This is a genomic window from Novosphingobium sp. GV079 (assembly GCF_003058045.1).
GTDB classification, from domain to species: Bacteria; Pseudomonadota; Alphaproteobacteria; order Sphingomonadales; family Sphingomonadaceae; genus Novosphingobium; species Novosphingobium capsulatum.
Genome location: NZ_QBUE01000004.1, coordinates 276,315 through 296,123, shown reverse-complemented (window position 1 = coordinate 296,123; position 19,809 = coordinate 276,315). Strand labels below are relative to the sequence as shown.

The 19,809-nt window shown below is 65.3% G+C and carries 17 protein-coding genes; 10 read left to right on the top strand and 7 right to left on the bottom strand.

Annotated features, from left to right (window positions below):
• Position 1 precedes the first annotated feature (1 nt).
• Both C8K14_RS07350 and gyrA read right to left on the bottom strand, forming a co-directional pair.
• Positions 2-352: a DUF952 domain-containing protein gene (locus tag C8K14_RS07350; protein WP_022678486.1), complete on the bottom strand. Its 351-nt coding sequence runs from the start codon at positions 350-352 to the stop codon at positions 2-4.
• Positions 349-3,126, bottom strand: a complete 2,778-nt coding sequence (gyrA, locus tag C8K14_RS07345; RefSeq protein WP_107716191.1) for a DNA gyrase subunit A — start codon at positions 3,124-3,126, stop codon at positions 349-351. The genes C8K14_RS07350 and gyrA overlap by 4 nt, the downstream gene beginning before the upstream one ends.
• Positions 3,127-3,433: 307 nt before the next feature.
• Between gyrA and C8K14_RS07340 the strand changes: the two genes are divergently transcribed.
• Positions 3,434-4,780 (top strand): tetratricopeptide repeat protein, encoded by a 1,347-nt coding sequence (locus C8K14_RS07340; protein ID WP_107716190.1) that lies wholly within the window; start codon positions 3,434-3,436, stop codon positions 4,778-4,780.
• An 83-nt stretch (positions 4,781-4,863) separates the two neighbouring features.
• Here the strand turns inward: C8K14_RS07340 and C8K14_RS07335 are convergent, their stop codons facing one another.
• Complete coding sequence (locus C8K14_RS07335) at positions 4,864-5,517, bottom strand: carbonic anhydrase (RefSeq protein ID WP_022678483.1); 654 nt, start codon at positions 5,515-5,517, stop codon at positions 4,864-4,866.
• Positions 5,518-5,584: 67 nt separating this feature from the next.
• On the opposite strand from C8K14_RS07335, the gene lipA reads away from it, so the two are divergent.
• Positions 5,585-6,532 (top strand): lipoyl synthase, encoded by a 948-nt coding sequence (gene lipA / locus C8K14_RS07330; RefSeq protein WP_022678482.1) that lies wholly within the window; start codon positions 5,585-5,587, stop codon positions 6,530-6,532.
• Position 6,533: 1 nt separating this feature from the next.
• On the top strand, positions 6,534-6,980 hold the full coding sequence (locus C8K14_RS07325; RefSeq protein WP_062784405.1) for a type II toxin-antitoxin system RatA family toxin: 447 nt from the start codon (positions 6,534-6,536) through the stop codon (positions 6,978-6,980).
• A gap of 45 nt (positions 6,981-7,025) precedes the next feature.
• Here C8K14_RS07325 and C8K14_RS07320 read toward each other — a convergent pair whose 3' ends face one another.
• Genes C8K14_RS07320 through C8K14_RS07310 form a run of 3 tightly spaced genes read right to left on the bottom strand, consistent with a single transcriptional unit; the run spans position 7,026 to position 9,327 of the window.
• A complete protein-coding gene (locus C8K14_RS07320; protein WP_022678480.1) occupies positions 7,026-7,553 on the bottom strand; it encodes a CinA family protein in 528 nt (175 codons plus the stop codon).
• A 20-nt stretch (positions 7,554-7,573) separates the two neighbouring features.
• A complete protein-coding gene (locus C8K14_RS07315; RefSeq protein WP_062784403.1) occupies positions 7,574-8,155 on the bottom strand; it encodes a hypothetical protein in 582 nt (193 codons plus the stop codon).
• Entirely contained in the window at positions 8,152-9,327 is a 1,176-nt protein-coding gene (locus C8K14_RS07310; protein WP_107716189.1) for a bifunctional 2-C-methyl-D-erythritol 4-phosphate cytidylyltransferase/2-C-methyl-D-erythritol 2,4-cyclodiphosphate synthase, read from the bottom strand. Before C8K14_RS07310 ends, C8K14_RS07315 begins: the two co-directional genes overlap by 4 nt.
• A gap of 128 nt (positions 9,328-9,455) precedes the next feature.
• On the opposite strand from C8K14_RS07310, the gene dusB reads away from it, so the two are divergent.
• The 7 genes from dusB (at position 9,456) to hflX (ending at position 18,963) form a co-directional block, all read left to right on the top strand.
• Complete coding sequence (gene dusB / locus C8K14_RS07305) at positions 9,456-10,472, top strand: tRNA dihydrouridine synthase DusB (RefSeq protein ID WP_062784399.1); 1,017 nt, start codon at positions 9,456-9,458, stop codon at positions 10,470-10,472.
• A complete protein-coding gene (locus tag C8K14_RS07300; RefSeq protein ID WP_022678476.1) occupies positions 10,469-11,587 on the top strand; it encodes a nitrogen regulation protein NR(II) in 1,119 nt (372 codons plus the stop codon). Before dusB ends, C8K14_RS07300 begins: the two co-directional genes overlap by 4 nt.
• A gap of 4 nt (positions 11,588-11,591) precedes the next feature.
• The gene (locus C8K14_RS07295) at positions 11,592-13,037 is read left to right on the top strand and encodes a sigma-54 dependent transcriptional regulator (protein ID WP_107716289.1); all 1,446 of its coding nucleotides are present in this window, start codon (positions 11,592-11,594) and stop codon (positions 13,035-13,037) included.
• A gap of 74 nt (positions 13,038-13,111) precedes the next feature.
• Positions 13,112-15,379, top strand: a complete 2,268-nt coding sequence (locus C8K14_RS07290; protein ID WP_022678474.1) for an ATP-binding protein — start codon at positions 13,112-13,114, stop codon at positions 15,377-15,379.
• A 56-nt stretch (positions 15,380-15,435) separates the two neighbouring features.
• Entirely contained in the window at positions 15,436-16,821 is a 1,386-nt protein-coding gene (locus tag C8K14_RS07285; protein WP_022678473.1) for a sigma-54 dependent transcriptional regulator, read from the top strand.
• 217 nt (positions 16,822-17,038) lie between these two features.
• On the top strand, positions 17,039-17,629 hold the full coding sequence (gene hfq, locus C8K14_RS07280; protein ID WP_022678471.1) for an RNA chaperone Hfq: 591 nt from the start codon (positions 17,039-17,041) through the stop codon (positions 17,627-17,629).
• Positions 17,626-18,963: a GTPase HflX gene (hflX, locus tag C8K14_RS07275; protein ID WP_107716188.1), complete on the top strand. Its 1,338-nt coding sequence runs from the start codon at positions 17,626-17,628 to the stop codon at positions 18,961-18,963. The genes hfq and hflX overlap by 4 nt, the downstream gene beginning before the upstream one ends.
• Here hflX and mazG read toward each other — a convergent pair.
• Positions 18,925-19,743 carry a nucleoside triphosphate pyrophosphohydrolase gene (gene mazG / locus C8K14_RS07270; protein WP_107716187.1) on the bottom strand — a complete coding sequence of 273 codons (819 nt, stop codon included), beginning with the start codon at positions 19,741-19,743 and terminating at the stop codon, positions 18,925-18,927. The two genes, hflX and mazG, sit on opposite strands and share 39 nt — an antisense overlap.
• Between the last annotated feature and the right edge of the window lie 66 nt (positions 19,744-19,809).

The following is a 19,809-nucleotide window of genomic DNA, read 5'->3' as shown; positions in this document are numbered from 1 at the left end:
TTCAGCGCGCCCGGGGCAGCGCCACACTGCCATCGCTTTGCCGCGAAAGCGGCTCCATCGCCACCACCGCGGCCAGCGGCAACGGGGCATAGAGATGGGGAAACAGCGCCCCGCCGCGTGACACTTCCCATTTCAGGGTTTCGCCAAAGCCCGACAGGTCGATGGCGGCCACATGCAGGTCGTCCTGCCCGGCAAAGTGCTTATCCACGGTAACGGTCAGCTGATCGTCTGTGGACATATGGATATAGCCGTCGGCCAGATCGACCGGCGCGCCGCCGAACGAACCCTGTTCCAGTTCGGCGCGCTGCGGCGCGGTCAGCACCTTGTAGGCGATCACGGGATGCCCGCTCATTCGTCCGCACCCCCTTCTGCGCCATCGCTTTCGGCAGCGTCGCCGGCGATTGCTTCGTCGGCGATCGCTTCACCTTCACCGTCATCGGCGTCCTGCTCGGCCAGGCGCACCGCGCCCACCACGTGCTCGTCACCCGAAACGTTGAACAAGCGCACGCCGGCCGATCCGCGCCCGATCACGCGCAGCGAGGAAAGCGGCAGGCGGATCAGCTTGGCCTGGTCGGTCACCAGCATCAGCTGGTCGGCCTGCGAGGCGGGGAAGCTGGCGACGACCGGGCCATTGCGGCCGATGTTGTCGATATTGGTAATGCCCTGGCCACCACGGCCGGTGCGGCGATATTCATAGGCCGAAGACAGCTTGCCATAGCCGTTGGCGCAGACCGTGAGGATGAACTGCTCCTTGGCCACCAGTTCCTGGTAGCGTTCGGCGCTCATCTGCGGCTCGCCTTCCTTCTCGGCCTTCCACGGGGCAAAGCGCAGGTAATCCTCGCGCTCGTCCTGGTCCTTGACCCCGGCGCGATGCAGGATCGACAGCGAGATGACCTCGTCCCCGTCCTTGAGCGCCATGCCGCGCACCCCGGTGGAGGTGCGGCTCTGGAACTCGCGCACGTCGTCGGCCGGGAAGCGGATGGCCTTGCCGGCGCGACTGGCCAGCAGCACGTCGTCCCCTTCGGACAGCAGCGCCACGCCGATCAGGCGATCGTCGGTATCTTCCTCGAACTTCATGGCATACTTGCCGTTCGACGGGATGTTGGCGAACGAATCCATCGCATTGCGGCGCACATTGCCCTTGGCCGTGGCGAACATGACGTTGAGCGCGCCCCATTCGGCCTCGTCTTCGGGCAAGGGCAGCACGGCGGCGATTGTTTCGCCCTGGTCAAGCGCGGGGAGCAGGTTGACCACCGGGCGGCCGCGGGTGGCCGCGCCGCCTTCAGGCAGGCGCCACACCTTGAGGCGATAGACCTTGCCGGCGGTGGAGAAGAACAGCACCGGGGTGTGGGTGCTGGCCACGAACATCGTGGCGACGGCATCCTCTTCCTTGGTCGCCATGCCCGAGCGGCCCTTGCCGCCACGCGCCTGGGCGCGGAACGTGGAAAGGGGCGTGCGCTTGATATAGCCGTCGAGCGTCACGGTCACGACCATGTCTTCGCGCTCGATCAGATCTTCATCGTCGATGCCATCGGCAGCCGGCATGATCTGCGACAGGCGCGGCGTGGCATAGGCCGCGCGCACTTCCACCAGTTCCTGGCGCATCACAGCGTAAAGCTTCTGGCGGTCGGCCAGGATCGCCAGGTATTCGGCGATCGCGGCGGCCAGCTTTTCCAGTTCCTCGCCGATTTCGTCGCGGCCGAGTGCCGTCAGGCGGTGCAGGCGCAGGTCGAGGATCGCGCGGACCTGGATTTCCGAGAGGCGATAGGTGCCTTCGCCGGCAACCGCGTCGTCCTCGATCGCCTCGACCAGGCGGATATAGGGCGCGATTTCGCCCATCGGCCATTCGCGGGCGAGCAGCGCCTCGCGGGCAAGCGCCGGATTGGCCGAGCCGCGGATGATCTTGACCACTTCATCGAGGTTGGTGACCGCCACCACCAGGCCAAGCAACACGTGGGCGCGGTCGCGCGCCTTGTTCAGCTCGAACTTGGTGCGCCGCGTGATCACTTCCTCGCGGAAGCGCACGAAGCTTTCGATGATATCCTTGAGGGTCAGGATTTCCGGACGCCCGCCACGGATGGCGAGCATGTTGGCCGGGAAGTTGGATTGGGCCGGGGTATTGCGCCACAGCTGGTTGAGCACGACCTCGGGCGAGGCATCGCGCTTCAAGTCCACCACGACGCGAACGCCTTCGCGGTTGGATTCGTCGCGGATGTCGGAAATGCCCTCGATCCGCTTGTCCTTGGCGGCCTCGGCAATCTTTTCGACCAGGTTGGACTTGCCGACCTGGTAGGGGATCGAGGTGAGCACGATCGAACGCCGGTTGGCGTCGCGACCGCGGCCTTCCTCCACCTCGTGGCGGCAGCGCATCATGATCGAGCCCCGCCCTTCGGTATAGGCCTTGCGCGCACCGGCGGCGCCCAGGATCAACGGGGCGGTGGGGAAATCGGGGCCGGGAATGATCTGGATCAGCTCGTCGATCGTGATCAACGGGTTGTCCATATAGGCCAGGCAGCCGTCGATCACTTCGCCCAGGTTGTGCGGCGGAATGTTGGTGGCCATGCCCACCGCGATGCCGCCGGCGCCATTGACCAGCAGATTGGGGAAGCGCGCCGGCAGAACCTGCGGCTCGTGCTCCGCCCCGTCATAGTTGGGCTGGAAGTCGACCGTGTCCTTGTCGATATCGGCCAGCAGCGAGTCCGACACCTTGGCCAGACGCGCTTCGGTATAGCGCATCGAGGCTGGCGGATCGGGGTCCATCGAGCCGAAGTTGCCCTGGCCGTCGATCAGCGGCAGGCGCATCGACCAGTCCTGGGTCATGCGCGCCAGCGCGTCGTAGATCGCCGCGTCGCCATGGGGGTGATACTTACCCATGGTATCGCCGACGATACGGGCAGACTTGCGATAGGGCTTGGTCGAGGTGAAGCCGTTCTCGTGGCTGGTCCACAAGATGCGGCGATGCACCGGCTTCAAACCGTCGCGCACATCGGGAAGCGCACGCGCCACGATCACGCTCATCGCGTAATCGAGGTAGCTGGTCTTCATTTCGTCGACGATGTCGATCCGCTGGAATTCATGGTCCGGCGTGCCGGGGGTGGGATCGAGGTTCGGGGTGTCGTCGCTCACGATGGTGGCTTTGTCATTTCGTTGTCTGGAAAGTAACCGCCCTAGGCGCCTTGCGCGCAAAAGGCCAGCAAACCATGCCGTTTCCGACCCAACTAACCATCACTTTTCCACACATGCGACAAGCTGCCTGAACAGCAGGACGAAATGCCATTCAATCCGCGTTCACCCCGTCCCACCTAGCAAGCGCAGAGTTGCCAAGGGAGCCATTCCGCGCCACTAGCGCAGGGCCGACCAGGGTAAACGGCGGGGCCACGTGAATCCGAAACATGCGACACGGGCACCGTCGGGGTCGAACAGGAGATAAGAGATGCGCGGTTCTTTGTGGAATTCGGGTAAGGGCACGGTTGCGCGCACGGCGATGGCCGTTGCGCTGGCATCGGGGCTTGGTCTTGGCGGCATGATCGCTCCTGCGATCGCCAAGGAAGCCAAGAAGGAGCAGCCTGCCGCTGGCGGCAACTCCAAGGAATTTGCGGCAGCGGCCGCGCCGTTCCAGAAGTCTTTCAATGATTGGCAGGCCACCAAGGGCAAGGCCCCCGAGGCTGAATTCAAGGCTGGCGCGCAGAAGCTGGCCGGTGAAATCGGTCCGGTGGAAGCCGGCGCCAAGACCCCCCTCGATCGCCTGATCCTGGGCCAGTGGCAGCAGATCCTGGGCGGTGCCATGGGTGACGGCGCGCTACAGCAGAAGGGCCTGCAGAACATGGCCGACAGCGGCCAGCTCGGCGCCGACAAGGTGCCGATGGTGCAGTACTTCCTGGGCGCCACTGCCTATCAGAACAAGGACTATGCCACCGCCACCAAGGCGCTGCGCGCTGCCGTCGACGCCAACTACAGCGAAGACAACGCCGCCGAACTGCTGGCCGATTCCTATGTCCAGCAGAACCAGCCGACCCAGGCGCTCGACGCGCTCAAGGCTGCCATCGCCGCCCGCAAGGCCGCGAACGGCACTGTGCCGGTGAGCTGGTACAAGCGTGGCCAGGTCATTGCCTACAACGCCAAGCTGGGCCCGCAGGCGATCGAATGGGGCCTGCTGTCGGTTGCGGCTGATCCCACCCCGATCAACTGGCTCGGCGCTGGCCAGCTGACCCGCGAATTCAGCCAGTTCGGCAAGGAAGAGTCGGTCGATCTGGGCCGCCTGTTCGAACGCACGGGCGCGCTGGGCGTGGACAAGCAGTACACTGGCCGCGAATTCGTGGAATACATCCAGGCGGCCGACCCACGCCGCCTGCCCGGTGAAGTGCAGAAGCTGGCCGAACAGGGCATTGCTTCGGGTGCGCTCAAGGCATCCGACCCGTTCGTGTCTGATGCCCTGGCCCAGGCCAAGGCCCGTATCGCCGCTGGCGACAAGGCCTCGCTCCCGGCCATGGAACGCGATGCGGCCAAGACCGCCGATGGCAAGCTCTCGGCGATTACCGCCGACGCCTATCTTTCGTATGGCGATGCGGCCAAGGCCGAAACGCTCTACAAGGCAGCGCTGAGCAAGGGCATCGCAGCCCAAGCCGACAAGGACCGCATCGAAACCCGCCTGGGCATCGCGCTGGCCGATCAGGGCAAGTACGATGAAGCCAAGGCAGCGTTTTCCACGATCACCAGCGGCGTGCGCCTGCCTCTGGCGCAGCTGTGGATCCAGTACGTGGTGACCAAGGGCGCCAAGTAAGCGCCTTTAACGCCACAAAGGATGAAGGGCGGCTCCTTGCGGGGCCGCCCTTTTCCTTTCTGGGATCTTTTTGCTAGCTGAAATCAGGCTGCTGGGGCGAACGTGCCCGTTTCCTCGTCCAGCAGGTGCAGGATGCCATCGGAAATGGCAAAGAATGCGCCGCGCAGGGTAAGGTCGCCGGCGTCTTCCTTTTCCTTCACCCACGGGAAGGTGCGCAGGTTGGCAAGGCTGGCCTTCACGCCGGCCAGTTCCATCGCGCGCTCGGCGGTGCGGCCGCTGGTGCCGTGCTCTTCGACCACCGGCTTGCGCGCCTCGTCGAGCAGCGAAATCCAGTCGGCCACAAAGCCACCGGCGCCGCGTGCGGCCCCGGCCATTTCCTGGGTCAGCGCGGCGCGGCAGCCGCCGCACATGCCGTGGCCCATCACCACGACTTCCTTGACCTTGAGCACCTGCACGGCGAATTCCAGCGCGGCGGAAACACCGTGATGACCGGGCGAGGTTTCGAACGGCGGCACCATGGCTGCCACGTTCCGCACCACGAACATTTCGCCCGGATCGGTGTCGAACACCTGGGCCGGGTCGACGCGGCTGTCGGAACAGGCGATGATCATCACCTTGGGTTCCTGCCCTTCGCGCAAGCGCTCCCAGCGCTCACGATGCGGGGTCCAACCATGGTCACGGAAGCGGCGGTAGCCGGCGAGGAGCTGATCCAGCTCGGGGGATGTCGCGTTTGCCATGAGCAAACGCCATGCCGTGTTCGATTGGCACTTTCAAGTGCCCCAAGTTACGCCTATCTGCGCAGGCATGACCGACACTGCCTCGAACCTTGAGCCCGCCCAGCCTCAGCGCATGCGCAAGCCTGACTGGATTCGTGTAAAGGCGCCCACCAGCAAGGGCTATGGCGAGACGCGCCAATTGATGCGCGACTTGAAGCTGAATACCGTGTGCGAAGAGGCAGCCTGCCCCAACATCGGCGAATGCTGGACCAAGAAGCACGCCACCGTGATGATCCTGGGTGACGTGTGCACCCGCGCCTGCGCGTTCTGCAACGTCAAGACCGGCATGCCGCGCAAGGTCGACATTTCCGAGCCGGGCCACGTGGCCGAAGCGGCGGCCCGCATGGGGCTGGAACACATCGTCATCACCTCGGTCGATCGCGACGATCTACCTGATGGCGGCGCCTCGCAGTTCGTCAAGGTGATCAAGGCGCTGCGCGAACAGACGCCGCAGACCACGATCGAAATCCTCACGCCCGATTTCCGCAACAAGATGGAAGGCGCGGTTGCCGCCATCGTCGAGGCGGGACCGGACGTGTACAACCACAACCTGGAAACCGTGCCCCGGCTCTATCCCACGATCCGGCCCGGCGCGCGCTATTACGCGTCGCTGCGCCTGCTCGAACAGGTCAAGCGGCTCAACCCGATGATCTTCACCAAGTCGGGTATCATGCTGGGCCTGGGTGAAGAGCGCCTGGAAGTGCACCAGGTGATGGATGACATGCGCTCGGCGCAGATCGATTTCCTCACCATGGGCCAGTATCTTCAGCCCACGCCCAAGCACACCAAGGTGATGGAATTCGTCACGCCCAAGGCGTTCGATGCCTATGGCGCGATTGCCCGGGCCAAGGGCTTCCTGCAGGTGGCATCAAGCCCGCTGACCCGTTCGAGCTATCACGCCGGCGAAGACTTTGCCCAGATGCGCGCCACGCGCGAGGCGCAGCTGGCCAAGGCAGCGGCGCGCGCCGGGGCATAAGATGCCGCGCATCGCCGAACAGCGGCGGCTGCAATGGTCGCCGGAACAGATGTTCGACCTCGTCGCCGACGTGCGCCGCTATCCGGAGTTTCTGCCCTGGGTCGTGGCCACGCGGATAAAGGCGGACAGTGAAACCGAGATGGTCGCCGACATGCTCGTCGGCTTCAATGCGCTGCGCGAAAAGTTCACCTCGCGCGTGCGCAAGGCCAAGCCTGACCGGATCGAGGTGGAATATCTCGACGGGCCGATGAAAAGCCTGTCCAACACCTGGGCATTCCGCCCGGGTGACGACGGCACGGGCTGCGTGATCGACTTCTGCGTCGATTTCAGCTTTCGCAACGCCTTGTTCGAAAAGCTGGCGGGCCAGTACCTCGATCGCGCGTTCCGCAAGATGGTCGCCGCCTTCGAAACCCGCGCGGCCAAGCTCTATGGCCCGGTCGAGGCCTGATCACGGCTGAGCTTCGGCCCCGCTATCGTACGGGGCCGCGTGGCCTCAGTCCGCTTCGGGCGGCATCAGCAGTTCTAGGGCGCAAAGCGTGGCCTGGTGGCGCACGGCGCTGCGGGTCTGGCAGTCATCGAACAGCCGGGTTTCGGCCATGATGTCTTCCGGGTTCTGGCCGCGGTGCGCACGGGCAAACACCACGGTGCCGACGGGCTTCTGTTCCGAACCACCATCGGGGCCGGCAATGCCGGTGATCGCCACCGCAACATCGGCCTGCGAATGGGCGAGGGCACCCTGCGCCATCGACCACGCGGTGGCCACCGATACCGCGCCAACCGCATCGATCACATCGAGCGATACACCCAGCAACTCGTGCTTGGCCTCGTTCGAATAGGTCACGAAGCCGCGATCGAGCACGCTCGAGCTACCGGCGATTTCGGTCAGCGCCGCTGCCACCAGACCGCCGGTGCAGCTTTCGGCCAAAGCGACCGTGCGGCCGATGCTGCGATTGGCCTCGATCACGCGCTGGGCCAGCGCGACGATGTCGTGCGGAAGAAGGGAGTCGGTTTCGGGGGGCATGATTGGGGGGTGTTCCGTTGTCATGGGGTTTCCGGGCACAGGGGCAGCCCGGGTTTGCGGGGCACGATGCCCGGCTTGCGCGATGGCGAATCGACCATGCGGATGATGAAGGTGAATAGGCTGGCGGTGTTTTCCGGCGGCAATGGCGCCAGAAGGCGCGTCATCTGTTCCAGAGGCGCGCAGCTTTGCGGCTTGATCGATTCGGTGACCATCTGCCCCACCATGCCATCGGCAAACGGCTGCAAGGCCTTGTCGGGCAACCGGGCCATCTGCGCGATGGTTTGGTCACCGCCCTTGGCGTCGGCCTGGCCCAGCTTGAGCAGCGCTGCCTTGGCGCGCGGCCAGGCAGCCGGCTTGGCCTGGGCATAGCGCTGCACCAGCGATTGGCCCTCGCGGGCGAAATAGCCCTGCGGCGCCAGGTGCGGCGCGCAGAACGTGATCGCGCTGTCCATCGCCGATGGCAGGGCATAGGCCACCATGGCGTCGACATCGGCCGGCTCCAGGCAGGCGCGAGCGTCTGCCGCAAAGGCCTGCTGCCCCGCGAGCAATCCGGCAAGGGCGAGCGTGGCGGCGCTGCGGCGCGCAAGGGTCAGGCTGATCATTGCGGCACCACGGTGGCAACGGCCTGCGCGGCAATGCCTTCGCCGCGGCCGGTCGTTCCCAGGCGCTCGGTGGTCGTCGCCTTCACGCTGACGCGGTCGATCGGCAGGCCCAGGATTGCGGCGAGGCGGGCGCGCATGGCCGCCTTGTGTGGGCCGATCTTGGGCGCTTCGCAGATGATCGTCACGTCGACATTGGCAATCGCATGGCCGCTTTGCGCCACCAGCGCGGCGGCATGCGCCAGGAAACGATCGGACGAGGCGCCTTTCCACTGCGCATCGGACGGCGGGAAGTGATCGCCGATGTCACCGGCTGCAATAGCGCCGAGCAGCGCATCGACCAGGGCATGGATCGCCACGTCGGCATCGCTGTGGCCCGAAAGGCCCTTGGCATGATCGATCTTGACGCCGCACAGCCACAGGTCTTGCCCCGTGACCAGGCGGTGAACGTCAAAACCCATGCCCGTGCGGGGAAGGGGGGCTGGCATCGGGGCAGTCTCCAGATCGCTGGCAAAGGTGACCTTGCGCAAGGCCTCGTCTCCGGCAACGAGCGCCACGGCCAGGCCCGCGGCATCGGCCACCTGTGCATCATCGCCCGCTTCGGCGCCGCCGTTCCAGCCACGATGGGCGGCAAGGATGGCATGATAATGAAACGCTTGCGGTGTCTGCACGCGATAGAGGCCGTCGCGCGGAACGGCTGTCTGGCGCTGGCCATCGGCGCCGCGCACCACGCTATCAACCACGGGCAGGGCCGGGATGGCGCCCGGCGCCGATGCCAGCGCCGCCGAGAGGCGATCGATCACTGCGCGCGGCAGGACCGGACGGGCAGCGTCGTGAATAAGCACGTGGTCGGGGGAATCGTCAGCCAGTGCTTCCAGCGCGCACGCTACCGATTCCCGCCGCGTCTCTCCGCCATGGACGAATACGACATCGGGCAATCCCTGCAGGGCCGCGGCCGCCACCTCTTCCCAACCGCGCGGGATCGCCACCATCACCGGCGCGATACCGGCAGAAATCAGCGATTCCACGCTGTGGCGCACCAGTGGCTTGCCCTGCCACAGGGCAAACTGCTTGGGCAGGCTGCCGCCGGCGCGCAGGCCCTTGCCGGCGGCGACCACGATGGCGGCCGTCCTGCTCAAGGATTGATGGTCTGAAGGGGGAGGGACAGGGTTCATTCCGGCTGCGCCTCTACCAGCAGGGCGCAGGGAAGCCAAGCGGCGGCTTGGCCCTCCCGGACGGGCGCTTGCCCACTCGCGCGTATTCGACTAAGGGCTGCCTGTTTTTTAGGCAGTATCGTTCGGTCATGACCCAGGTTCCCACTCCCCCCGTTCTCGCCCCGCTCGACGTTGGCCCCGTGCGCATTGGCTGCCCGGTGGTGCTGGCGCCGATGACGGGCGTGTCCGATCTGCCGTTCCGCCTGATGGTGCGGCGCTTCGGTTCGGGCCTCAACGTGACGGAAATGATCGCCAGCCCCGCCGCGATCCGCGAAACCCGCCAGTCGATCCAGAAATGGGCGTGGCACCCCACCGAGGAACCGGTCTCGATGCAGCTGGTCGGCTGCGATCCCGAGCAGATGGGGGAAGCGGCCAAGCTGTCGGAAGATCGCGGCGCGGCCATCATCGACATCAACATGGGCTGCCCGGTGCGCAAGGTGGTCAACGGCTATGCCGGGTCTGCGCTGATGCGCGAAGTGCCGCTGGCAGCGCGCCTGATCGAGGCGACGGTCAAGGCGGTGAAGGTTCCGGTCACGGTCAAGATGCGCATGGGCTGGTGCCATGACAGCCTCAATGCCCCGGAACTGGCACGGATCGCTCAGGATCTTGGCGCGCAGATGATCACCGTGCACGGCCGCACCCGCAACCAGATGTACAAGGGCAGCGCCGACTGGGCGTTTGTCCGCAAGGTCAAGGAAGCGGTGACCATTCCGGTGATCGTCAACGGCGATATCTGCGGGATCGAGGATGTGGCCCAGGCCGTGGCGCAAAGCGGTGCCGATGGCGTGATGATCGGGCGCGGTGCCTATGGCCGCCCGTGGCTGCTCGGGCAGGTGATGCACTGGCTGCAGACCGGCGAGGTACGCCCCGATCCCACGATCGAGGAGCAATACCGCCTGATCGTGGAACATTACCAGTCGATGCTCGACCACTATGGCGCCGTCACCGGCGTGAACATGGCGCGCAAGCACCTGGGCTGGTACACCAAGGGCCTGCCGGGGTCGGCCGAGTTCCGCAACCGCGTCAACTTCATCGATGATGCGCAGGACGTGCTCGCCAATCTCGAAGCGTTCTACGCCCCGCTGCACCACCGCGAAGCGGCATGACGCAAGGGCTGGACCGCGCCCGCGCCGAGCATCTGGTGCGGCCCGATCCCAAGCGCATGATTGCCAGCTTTCCGCTGGCCGTATTGCTGCTGGCGCCCGACATGACGATTTCGGCGGTCAATCCGGCGGCCGAACAATTGCTGAGCCAGGGGGCGCGGCGCCTGGTCGGCAAGGCCCTGATCGACGTTCTGGCCTTTGAAGAACCGCTGATTCTGCATCGCCTTGCCGATGCCGAGACGCACCTGGTGGCGCGGCGCGTGCGCGTTGGCCTACCCGGCCGCAGCACCCGCGCGCTCGACGTGATGACCGCGCCGGTCCAGCATCATCCGGGCTGGCAAATGCTGGTCCTGCACGAAATGAGCGGGGTGGAAGGCTTAAGCGACGACGTGCCCGGTGCCGGTGCGGGCGAGACCGGCGCCCTGCGCGCGCCCGAGGTGCTGGCCCATGAAATCAAGAATCCGCTCGCCGGCATTCGCGGCGCGGCGCAATTGCTCGACCGCAAGCTGGGCGAGGCGGACCGCGCGCTGACCGGGCTGATCACCGCCGAGGTCGATCGCATCGCCAAGCTGATCGATCACATGCAGTCGCTTTCCCGCCGCATCCGCGAGCCTGCCGTGCCCTGCAACCTGCACGAAGCGGTGCGCCGCGCCCAGGCGGTGATCGCCGCCAGCGACCCGGGTGGCGTGGTGGTGCGGGAGGAATTCGATCCCTCGCTGCCCCCGGTCACGGCCAATCCCGATGCCCTGGTGCAGATCCTGCTCAATCTCATGACCAATGCGCGCGAGGCATGCGAGGGGCAGGACAACCGCCGCATCGTGGTGCGCACGCGCTTTGCCAGCGGCATCCAGGTGCATTCGCGCGCGGGTAAGCCGCTGCGCCTGCCGATCGAGGTGCGCGTCAGCGACAATGGCCCGGGCATCGATCCTGCGCTGCGCGACCATATCTTCGAGCCCTTCGTCACCGCCAAGAAAAACGGCCAGGGCCTGGGCCTCGCCCTGGTACAGAAGCTGGTGCGGGAAATGAACGGGCGCATTACCCATGATCGCGACGAGGTGGGGGGGTGGACGCATTTCCGCCTGCATCTGCCCGTTGCCGGCACTGTGCAGAATGATTGAGCGCATGAAAGAGTCGATTCTGCTGGTCGAGGATGATTCCTCCATCGCCATCGTCATCACCGCGGCGCTCGAGGCCGAGGGCCTGCACGTTGACCGCTGCGACAGCATTGCCGGGCGCGATTGCCTGTTGGCGAGCAAGCCCTATGGCCTGATGTTGACCGACGTGATGCTGACGGATGGTGACGGCATCGAAACGCTTCCCCCCGTGCGTGCGGCGTTTCCGCGCATGCAGGTGATCATCCTGTCGGCGCAGAACACGCTCGATACAGCGGTGCGGGCGAGCGACACCGGCGCGTTTGAATATTTTCCCAAGCCGTTCGACCTGGAAGAACTGGTGCGCACGGTGCGCCAGGCGCTGGGCGCATCGGACGGCAGCGATCTGCCCGATGCTGCCGAAGACCTGGGGCAGGGCCTGCCGCTGGTCGGGCGTAGCGCGGCGATGCAGGCGGTCTATCGCATGATCACGCGCGTGTTGCGCAATGATCTGACCGTGCTGATCCTGGGCGAATCCGGCACCGGCAAGGAACTCGTGGCCGAAGCGATCCACCAGTTGGGCAACCGGCGGGACGGGCCGTTCGTGGCGGTCAACACCGCTGCCATCCCGCACGAGTTGATCGAAAGCGAGCTGTTCGGCCACGAAAAGGGCGCGTTCACCGGGGCGGTAGCCCGGCAGATCGGCAAGTTCGAACAGGCCGCGCGCGGCACGCTGTTTCTCGACGAAATCGGCGACATGCCGCTGGAGGCGCAGACCCGCTTGCTGCGCGCCTTGCAATCCGGGCGCATCCGCCGCGTGGGCGGCACGGAGGAAATCGCGCTCAACTGTCGGATCATTGCGGCAACCAATCGCGATCTGGTGCCGATGATCGCCGCCGGCACATTTCGCGAAGACCTTTACTACCGCCTCGCCGTCGTGCCGATCGAACTGCCGCCACTGCGCGAGCGGGCTGACGACGTGGAGGCGCTGTCCCGCCATTTCCTGGCGCGGGCCGCAGCCGAGGGATTGCCCCGGCGGCAGCTGTCGGCCGCGGGTGCGGCACTGCTCGCGCGCCAGCCCTGGCGCGGCAACGTGCGCGAATTGCGCAATTTCATCTTCCGCCTGGCCCTGCTGGCGCGCGACGATGTGGTCGATGACGCCACGATCGAACCACTGCTGGCCAGCGATAACGCGGCCCAGCGCGCTGGCGAGCCCGAAGCGGGCATCGGCAACGCTGCCCCGGCCGATTTCGCTACGGCGCTCGACGCATTCCTGATCGAGGCGCGGCCCGACCCGGGCATGCTCTATGACACCGCGCTGGCCGCGTTCGAGCGGCCGCTGTTCCTTCATGCCTTGGCGCAGACCGGCGGCAACCAGTTGCGAGCCGCGCAACTGCTGGGGATCAACCGCAACACGCTGCGCAAGCGCCTGGTCGATCTGGGCATTGCGCCGGAAGATGCCTTGGGTGGTCGCTGACGCGCCTCGTCCAGACGCGGTGTGTCATAAAAGCACTTGCATTTTTGCAACAGCAGCGTTGTAAAGGCGCCACGATGGTCGCAAATGCAACACGTTCGGGCAAACGACTGCCGCGCTGGTGGCGACGGCTGCTGGTGTCGCTGCGCCGCGCCAACGTGTTCCTCCTGCTGGAAATGACTGCCGGAACCGCGCTGATCACGATGCTGATGGTCTCATGGCAGACGGTCAGCGCCAACAGCGCCGCCAATCAACTGTTGCCGGCACGGCTCACCTCGGTCCTGCTCATCGGCTCGCTGGTGCCGGCCATGGCGCTTATCGTGCTGGCGGGCCGCCGCTTGGCCCTGGCGCGGGCCGCGCGCAGCGGCCTTGGCACCAGCGGGCGGCTGCACGTGCGCCTGGTCTGGCTGTTTTCGCTGATCGCGGCGATCCCCACGCTGCTGGTCGTGATCTTTGCCTCGCTGCTTTTCCAATCTGGCGTGGAATTCTGGTTTTCCAGCGATTCCCGCGGCATGCTGGAAAATGCCAACAGCCTGGCCCGCGGCTATTACGCCGACAAGCTGCGCGATGTCGGCCGCGAAAGCGTGGCCATGGCCGGCGACGTGCGCGGTTATTTCGACCAGGCCCCGATCACCAGCCAAGACTTTCTCGCCGGCTATTCCTGGCAGGTCTACAGCCGCAAGATGGACGAGAGCGCGATCATCGAGCGCGGCCGCGATGGCACCCTGCGCACCGCTGCAATCGTTGATCCCAATGCGAAGGACAACCGCGAGCGCGTTACGCCCGATGAACTGCGCAAGCTCGATGCCGGGGAGCAGGTCGTCGTCAACGCCTCAGCCGAGCGGATCGAGGCGGTCACCCCAATCGATCACCAGCGCGGCATCTATCTGTATGTGGCACGCAACTCCGACAAGCTGGCGCTGAGCCAGTTCGAGCGCGCCAACAGCGTGCTGTCCGCCTATGACATGCTCAGCCGCAGTGCGCGCGCGATCCAACTGCGTTTCAATGTCGCGCTGTTCGTGATCAGCCTGGCGCTGGTAATGCTGGCGGTGTGGGTGGCGTTGCGCTTTGCCGATCGCCAGGTTGCCCCGCTGGCCGAACTGGTCAAGGCCGCGCGCAGCGTGGGCAGCGGCAATTTTGCCATGCGCGTGGCACCGGTCAAGAACATCGACGAGGTCGGCATGCTGACCCGCGCTTTCAACCGCATGACGGCGCAACTGGAAGGGCAGACCCAGGCGCTGGTCAATGCCAACGCCCAGCTCGACGTGCGGCGCGTGTTCATCGAAACCGTGCTGGAATCGATCACGGCCGGGATCGTTTCGGTTGGGCCGGATGGCACCATCCAGCTGATGAACTCTTCGGCGCAGAAGCTCCTGCTCGAAGATCCCCGCGTCTCTGCCGATGGCCGCACGCTGACCGAAATCGCGCCACAGATCGCGCAGCTTGTTGCCAACGGCGAAAGCAGCGGCATCGTACAATATGCCCGCCAAGGTGAACTGCTCACCCTCGCGGTCAAGGCACGGGCCGATCGCCACGGCCACGTGATCACGTTCGAGGACATCACCCGCCAGCTGATCACCCAGCGCCGCGCGGCCTGGTCGGACGTCGCCCGCCGCATCGCACACGAGATCAAGAACCCGCTGACGCCGATCCAGCTGGCGACCGAGCGCCTCAAGCGCCGCTATCGCCGGCAGATCGTGACCGATCCCGAACTGTTCGAGGAACTGACTGCCACGATCATCCGGCAGGTGGGCGACTTGCGCAAAATGGTGGACGAGTTCTCCTCGTTCGCGCGCCTGCCCAAGCCGGTGTTCCGCAGTGAGGATGCCAGCGATCTGGTGCGCCAGGCGCTGTTCCTTCAGGAAGTGGCGCATGGCGAGGTCAGCTTCAGCTTTACCAGCGATGCGCCGGCCGTGCCGTTCCAGTGCGATCGGCACCAGTTCGGCCAGGTGATGACCAACGTGCTCAAGAACGCGGTAGAGGCGATCGAGCAGCAGCGCGCCAAGGTGTCTGACCTTGATTACCGCGGCCGCATCGCGGTGCAGCTTCATGCCGATGATGCGGCCGTCGTGGTCACCGTGATCGACAATGGCGTTGGCCTGCCGGTGGAGCGCGAGCGCATTCTCGAACCCTACGTCACCACGCGTGAAAAGGGCACCGGGCTGGGCCTGGCAATCGTCAACAAGATTGTCGAGGAGCATGGCGGCGACATGGCCTTTGCCAACGAGCCGGAAGGTGGCACCCGCGTGACCATGCGCTTTGCCCGCGATCCCCTGGCCCAGGCCGGGGGCGTGGCCCCTGCCAATGCACCGCCCGTCGATACAGTGGCTGCCGCGCCGCATTGATCCTTTCTGGACCGCACGATTCCATCAGGCTTTTTCCACAGGACTCAGAAATTCCCATGGCTCTCGATATCCTGATCGTCGACGATGAACGTGACATCCGCGAACTCGTGGCGGGCGTGCTCAGCGACGAAGGCTATGGCTGCCGCCTTGCCGGTGACAGCACTTCGGCCCTGGCAGCGGTGGACGAACGCCGCCCCAGCCTGGTCCTGCTCGACGTGTGGCTGCACGGCAGCCCGATGGACGGGCTTGAAGTGCTGGACGAGATCAAGAAGCGCGAGCCGGAACTGCCGGTGATCATCTTTTCCGGCCACGGCAATATCGATACCGCCGTTTCGGCCATCAGCCGCGGCGCGATGGATTTTCTCGAAAAGCCGTTCGAGGCCGAACGCCTGCTGCTGCTGGTGGAACGTGCCACCGAAACGGAACGCCTGCGCCGGGAAAATCAGCGCCTGCGCCAGGGCTTCGTCGCCTCGGAAGAGTTCACCGGCAATTCGGCGGCGATCAACCAGGTGCGTGCCACGCTCAAGCGGGTGGCCAACACCGGCAGCCGCTTGCTGATCACCGGCCCGGCCGGATCGGGCAAGGAAGTGGCCGCGCGCCTGCTCCACAGCTGGAGCCCGCGCGCGCAAAACGCCTTCATTACCGTCAATTCCGCGCGCATCACCCCCGAACGCTTTGAACAGGAACTGTTCGGCGAAGAGGCCGATGGCAAGCTGGTGCGCGCCGGCTTGCTGGAAATGGCCGATGGCGGCACGCTCTTCCTCGATGAAGTGGCCGACATGCCAGCCTCGAGCCAGGCGCGTATCCTGCGCGTCTTGACCGAGCAGGCATTCGTGCGCGTGGGAGGCCATCGCCAAATCCGCGTGGACGTGCGGGTCGTTTCCTCTTCCTCGCGCCCGCTCGAAAAGGAAATCGCCGAGCGGCGTTTCCGCGAAGACCTGTTCTACCGCCTCAACGTGGTACCAGTCGCGATCCCGCCGCTGACCGATCGGCGCGACGACATCCCCTCGCTGGTCGATCATTTCTTCACCCGCTATGCCAGCGAGCAGGGCGTTTCGCCGCCGGGCATCACGCCCGAGGCCATGGCCGCGTTGCAAAGTTATGATTGGCCGGGGAATGTGCGCCAGCTGCGCAATGTGGTGGAGCGCACGATCATCCTCACCCCGCGCGAGCGCCTGGCCCGGATCGAGGCAGACATGCTGCCCGCCGAAATCGTCTCCACCCGGCTTGGCGCCGATACCGGCACCTCGGCGTTGATGGGCGTGCCGCTGCGCGAGGCGCGCGAGAATTTCGAGCGCGAGTACCTCAAGGTGCAGATCCGGCGCTTTTCCGGCAACATCTCAAAGACCGCCAGCTTCATCGGAATGGAACGCTCTGCCCTGCATCGCAAGCTCAAGCTGTTGGGCATGGCCGAGCGGCGCGAGGACGAGGAAGACGACTGACCGTCTGGCGGGCGTTCCACCAGGCTTTTACGCACAAGCGAACGTTTGCGACAAAAACCCGGTTTACGCAGCCGCAAAGCGGCCATAAGACAAGGTTCGAAGCCGGCCCATGGCCATTGCCGTGTCATCTTGCACCGCAATGATCGTGAGCCAGATCGCGAAGCCCCGGAATAGCGCCGAAAGGACCGGGGCCCGCCAATAGAACGGAGTCACAAGAATGACCGGAAAGACCCTGTCTGCGCGTCCCCGCGCCAAGTCCGAAGCCGCAGCCCCTGCCGAGGCCGCTGCGCCTGCGACTACGCCCGCACCTGTCGCCAGCGGCGGCGCCGTGAAGGGCCAGAACCTTCAGGACGTGTTCCTCAACCATCTGCGTAAGAACAAGATTCCCGTCACCATGTTTTTGGTGAAGGGCGTCAAGCTGCAGGGCATCGTCACCTGGTTTGACAATTTCTCGATCCTGCTGCGCCGCGATGGTCAGTCGCAGCTGGTCTACAAGCATGCGATCTCCACGATCATGCCGGGCCAGCAGCTTTCGGTTGCCCACTTCCAGAGCGGCAACGACGAAAACGGCAAGAAGCGCCTGTTGCAGGAAGTGTTCCTGTCGAGCGTGCGCGATGCCGGCGTGCAGGTTACCATGTTCCTGGTCAACGGCGTCATGCTGCAGGGCAAGGTCGCGGCCTACGACCTTTTTTGCATGCTGCTGGAACGCGAAGGCTATGTGCAGCTTGCCTATAAGCATGCCGTCTCGACGATTCAGCCGGCCGGCCATGTCGATCTGACGGGTGACTGGGAAGGCGAAGCGAACTGAGCACTTTCGAATTTGGACGCAATGCGGGTGACATCGAAGGCGAAGTCACCCGTGGCGCGCGCGCCATTGTTGTTCTGCCCGATATTCGCCAGCGCGGCGGCTTGGGCGAGGATGCCGAAGCGCGCCTGGAAGAAGGGCAGGGCCTGGCCCGCGCCATTGGCATCGAAGTGGTCGACGCGTTCATCGTGCCGATCCGCGCGGTGCGCCCCGGCACGCTGTTCGGGGAAGGGCAGGTCGAACGCCTCGCCGTCAGCGCCACGCAGAACGAGGCCGAATTGGTCATCGTCGATGGGGCGCTGTCGGCGATCCAGCAGCGCAACCTGGAAGACAAGCTCAAGCGCAAGGTGATCGACCGCACCGGGTTGATCCTCGAAATCTTTGGCGAACGTGCCGCCACCGCCGAAGGGCGGCTGCAGGTGGAACTCGCCCATCTCGATTACCAGGCTGGTCGCCTGGTGCGCTCTTGGACCCACCTCGAACGCCAGCGCGGCGGCTTTGGCTTCCTGGGTGGCCCTGGTGAAACCCAGATTGAGGCGGACCGGCGGATGATCCGCAACCGCATGGGCCGCTTGCGCCGCGAACTGGAACAGGTGCGCCGCACCCGTGGCCTGCACCGCGAACGGCGCCAGCGCGCGCCATGGCCGGTGATTGCCCTGGTCGGCTATACCAACGCTGGTAAGTCCACGTTGTTCAACCGCCTGACCGGCGCTGCGGTGATGGCCGAAGACCTGCTGTTCGCCACGCTCGATCCCACCATGCGGGCCATCCGCATGCCGGGGGTGGAAAAGGCGATCCTGTCAGACACGGTCGGCTTCATTTCCGATCTGCCCACGCAGCTGGTCGCGGCGTTCCGCGCCACGCTGGAAGAAGTGACGGCGGCCGACGTGATCGTGCACGTGCGCGATATCGCCAACCCGGCGGCGGCCCAGCAAAAGGCCGAGGTGGAAGAAATCCTTACGGACCTGGGCGTGATCGGGGAGGGTGGCAGCGAGATCCCGATCGTCGAGGCCTGGAACAAGTGGGACATGCTCAGCGCCGAAGAGCGCGCCATGCGCGAGGCGATGATTGCTCATGGCGTACCCGAGCAGAAGGTCGTGCCGATTTCCGCGATGACGGGGGAGGGCACAGATACCCTGCTCAGCGTCTTGAGCGACATGCTGACCGGGAATGCGCAAGTGCTGGAACTCACTGTGCCCGTCAGCGATGGCCAGCGCCTCGCCTGGCTGCACGCCCATGGTGAAGTGCTGCGCGAAGAGCCCAACGAAGACCAGACGGCACTGCGCCTCAGCGTGCGGTTAAGCCTCGCTGATATCGGCCGCTTCACTACGCTCTGACACTTTCACCGCCTGCCACAGTGCTTCCTGGGCATCCAGGTCCAGCATGGCAAAGCGGCCTTGCGCCAATGCCTCCATCGCGCGGAAACGCCGCTCGAACTTGGCATTGGCGTGGCGCAGCGCGTCTTCGGGGGCAATGCCATAGGCGCGCACGGCGTTGACCGCGGCAAACAGCAGGTCGCCGGCTTCATCCAGCTGTTCCGCTGTGGTTTGCGCCGCGGCCAGCTCGTCGAGTTCCTCGATCACCTTGGCGGTGGGGCCGGCCGTATCGGGCCAGTCGAACCCCACGCGCGCGGCGCGCTTCTGCAGCTTTTCCGCACGCATCAGTGCGGGCAGGGCGAGGGCGACGCCATCCATCGCACTCTGCGCGCCCTTGGCGGCGCGTTCGGCAGCCTTGCGGTTTTCCCAGCGTTCCTCGCGCGATTGGCCGTGATCGTCCTCGCCGCCAAAGATGTGCGGATGGCGATCCTCCATCTTGTCGGCGATCGCGGCGGCAACATCGTCAAAGGCGAAATGGCCAGCCTCCTGCGCCATGCGGCTGTGAAACACCACCTGAAGCAGCAGATCGCCCAGTTCCTCGCGCAGCGCGGCGATATCATCCCGCGCGATGGCATCCGCCACCTCATAGGCTTCCTCGATCGTGTAGGACGCGATCGAGGCGAAATCCTGCGCCAGATCCCATTCGCAGCCGCCGTGCGGATCACGCAGGCGGGCCATGATCGCCAAAAGGCGGATCAGCGAGGGAGACGATAAGGCGGGTGCGGAAACGGAGTCAGACATGACGCTGTTTCTAGGCTGCAAACGGTCAAATGGCACCCCTCTAGCAATCCGACATGATCACTTTCC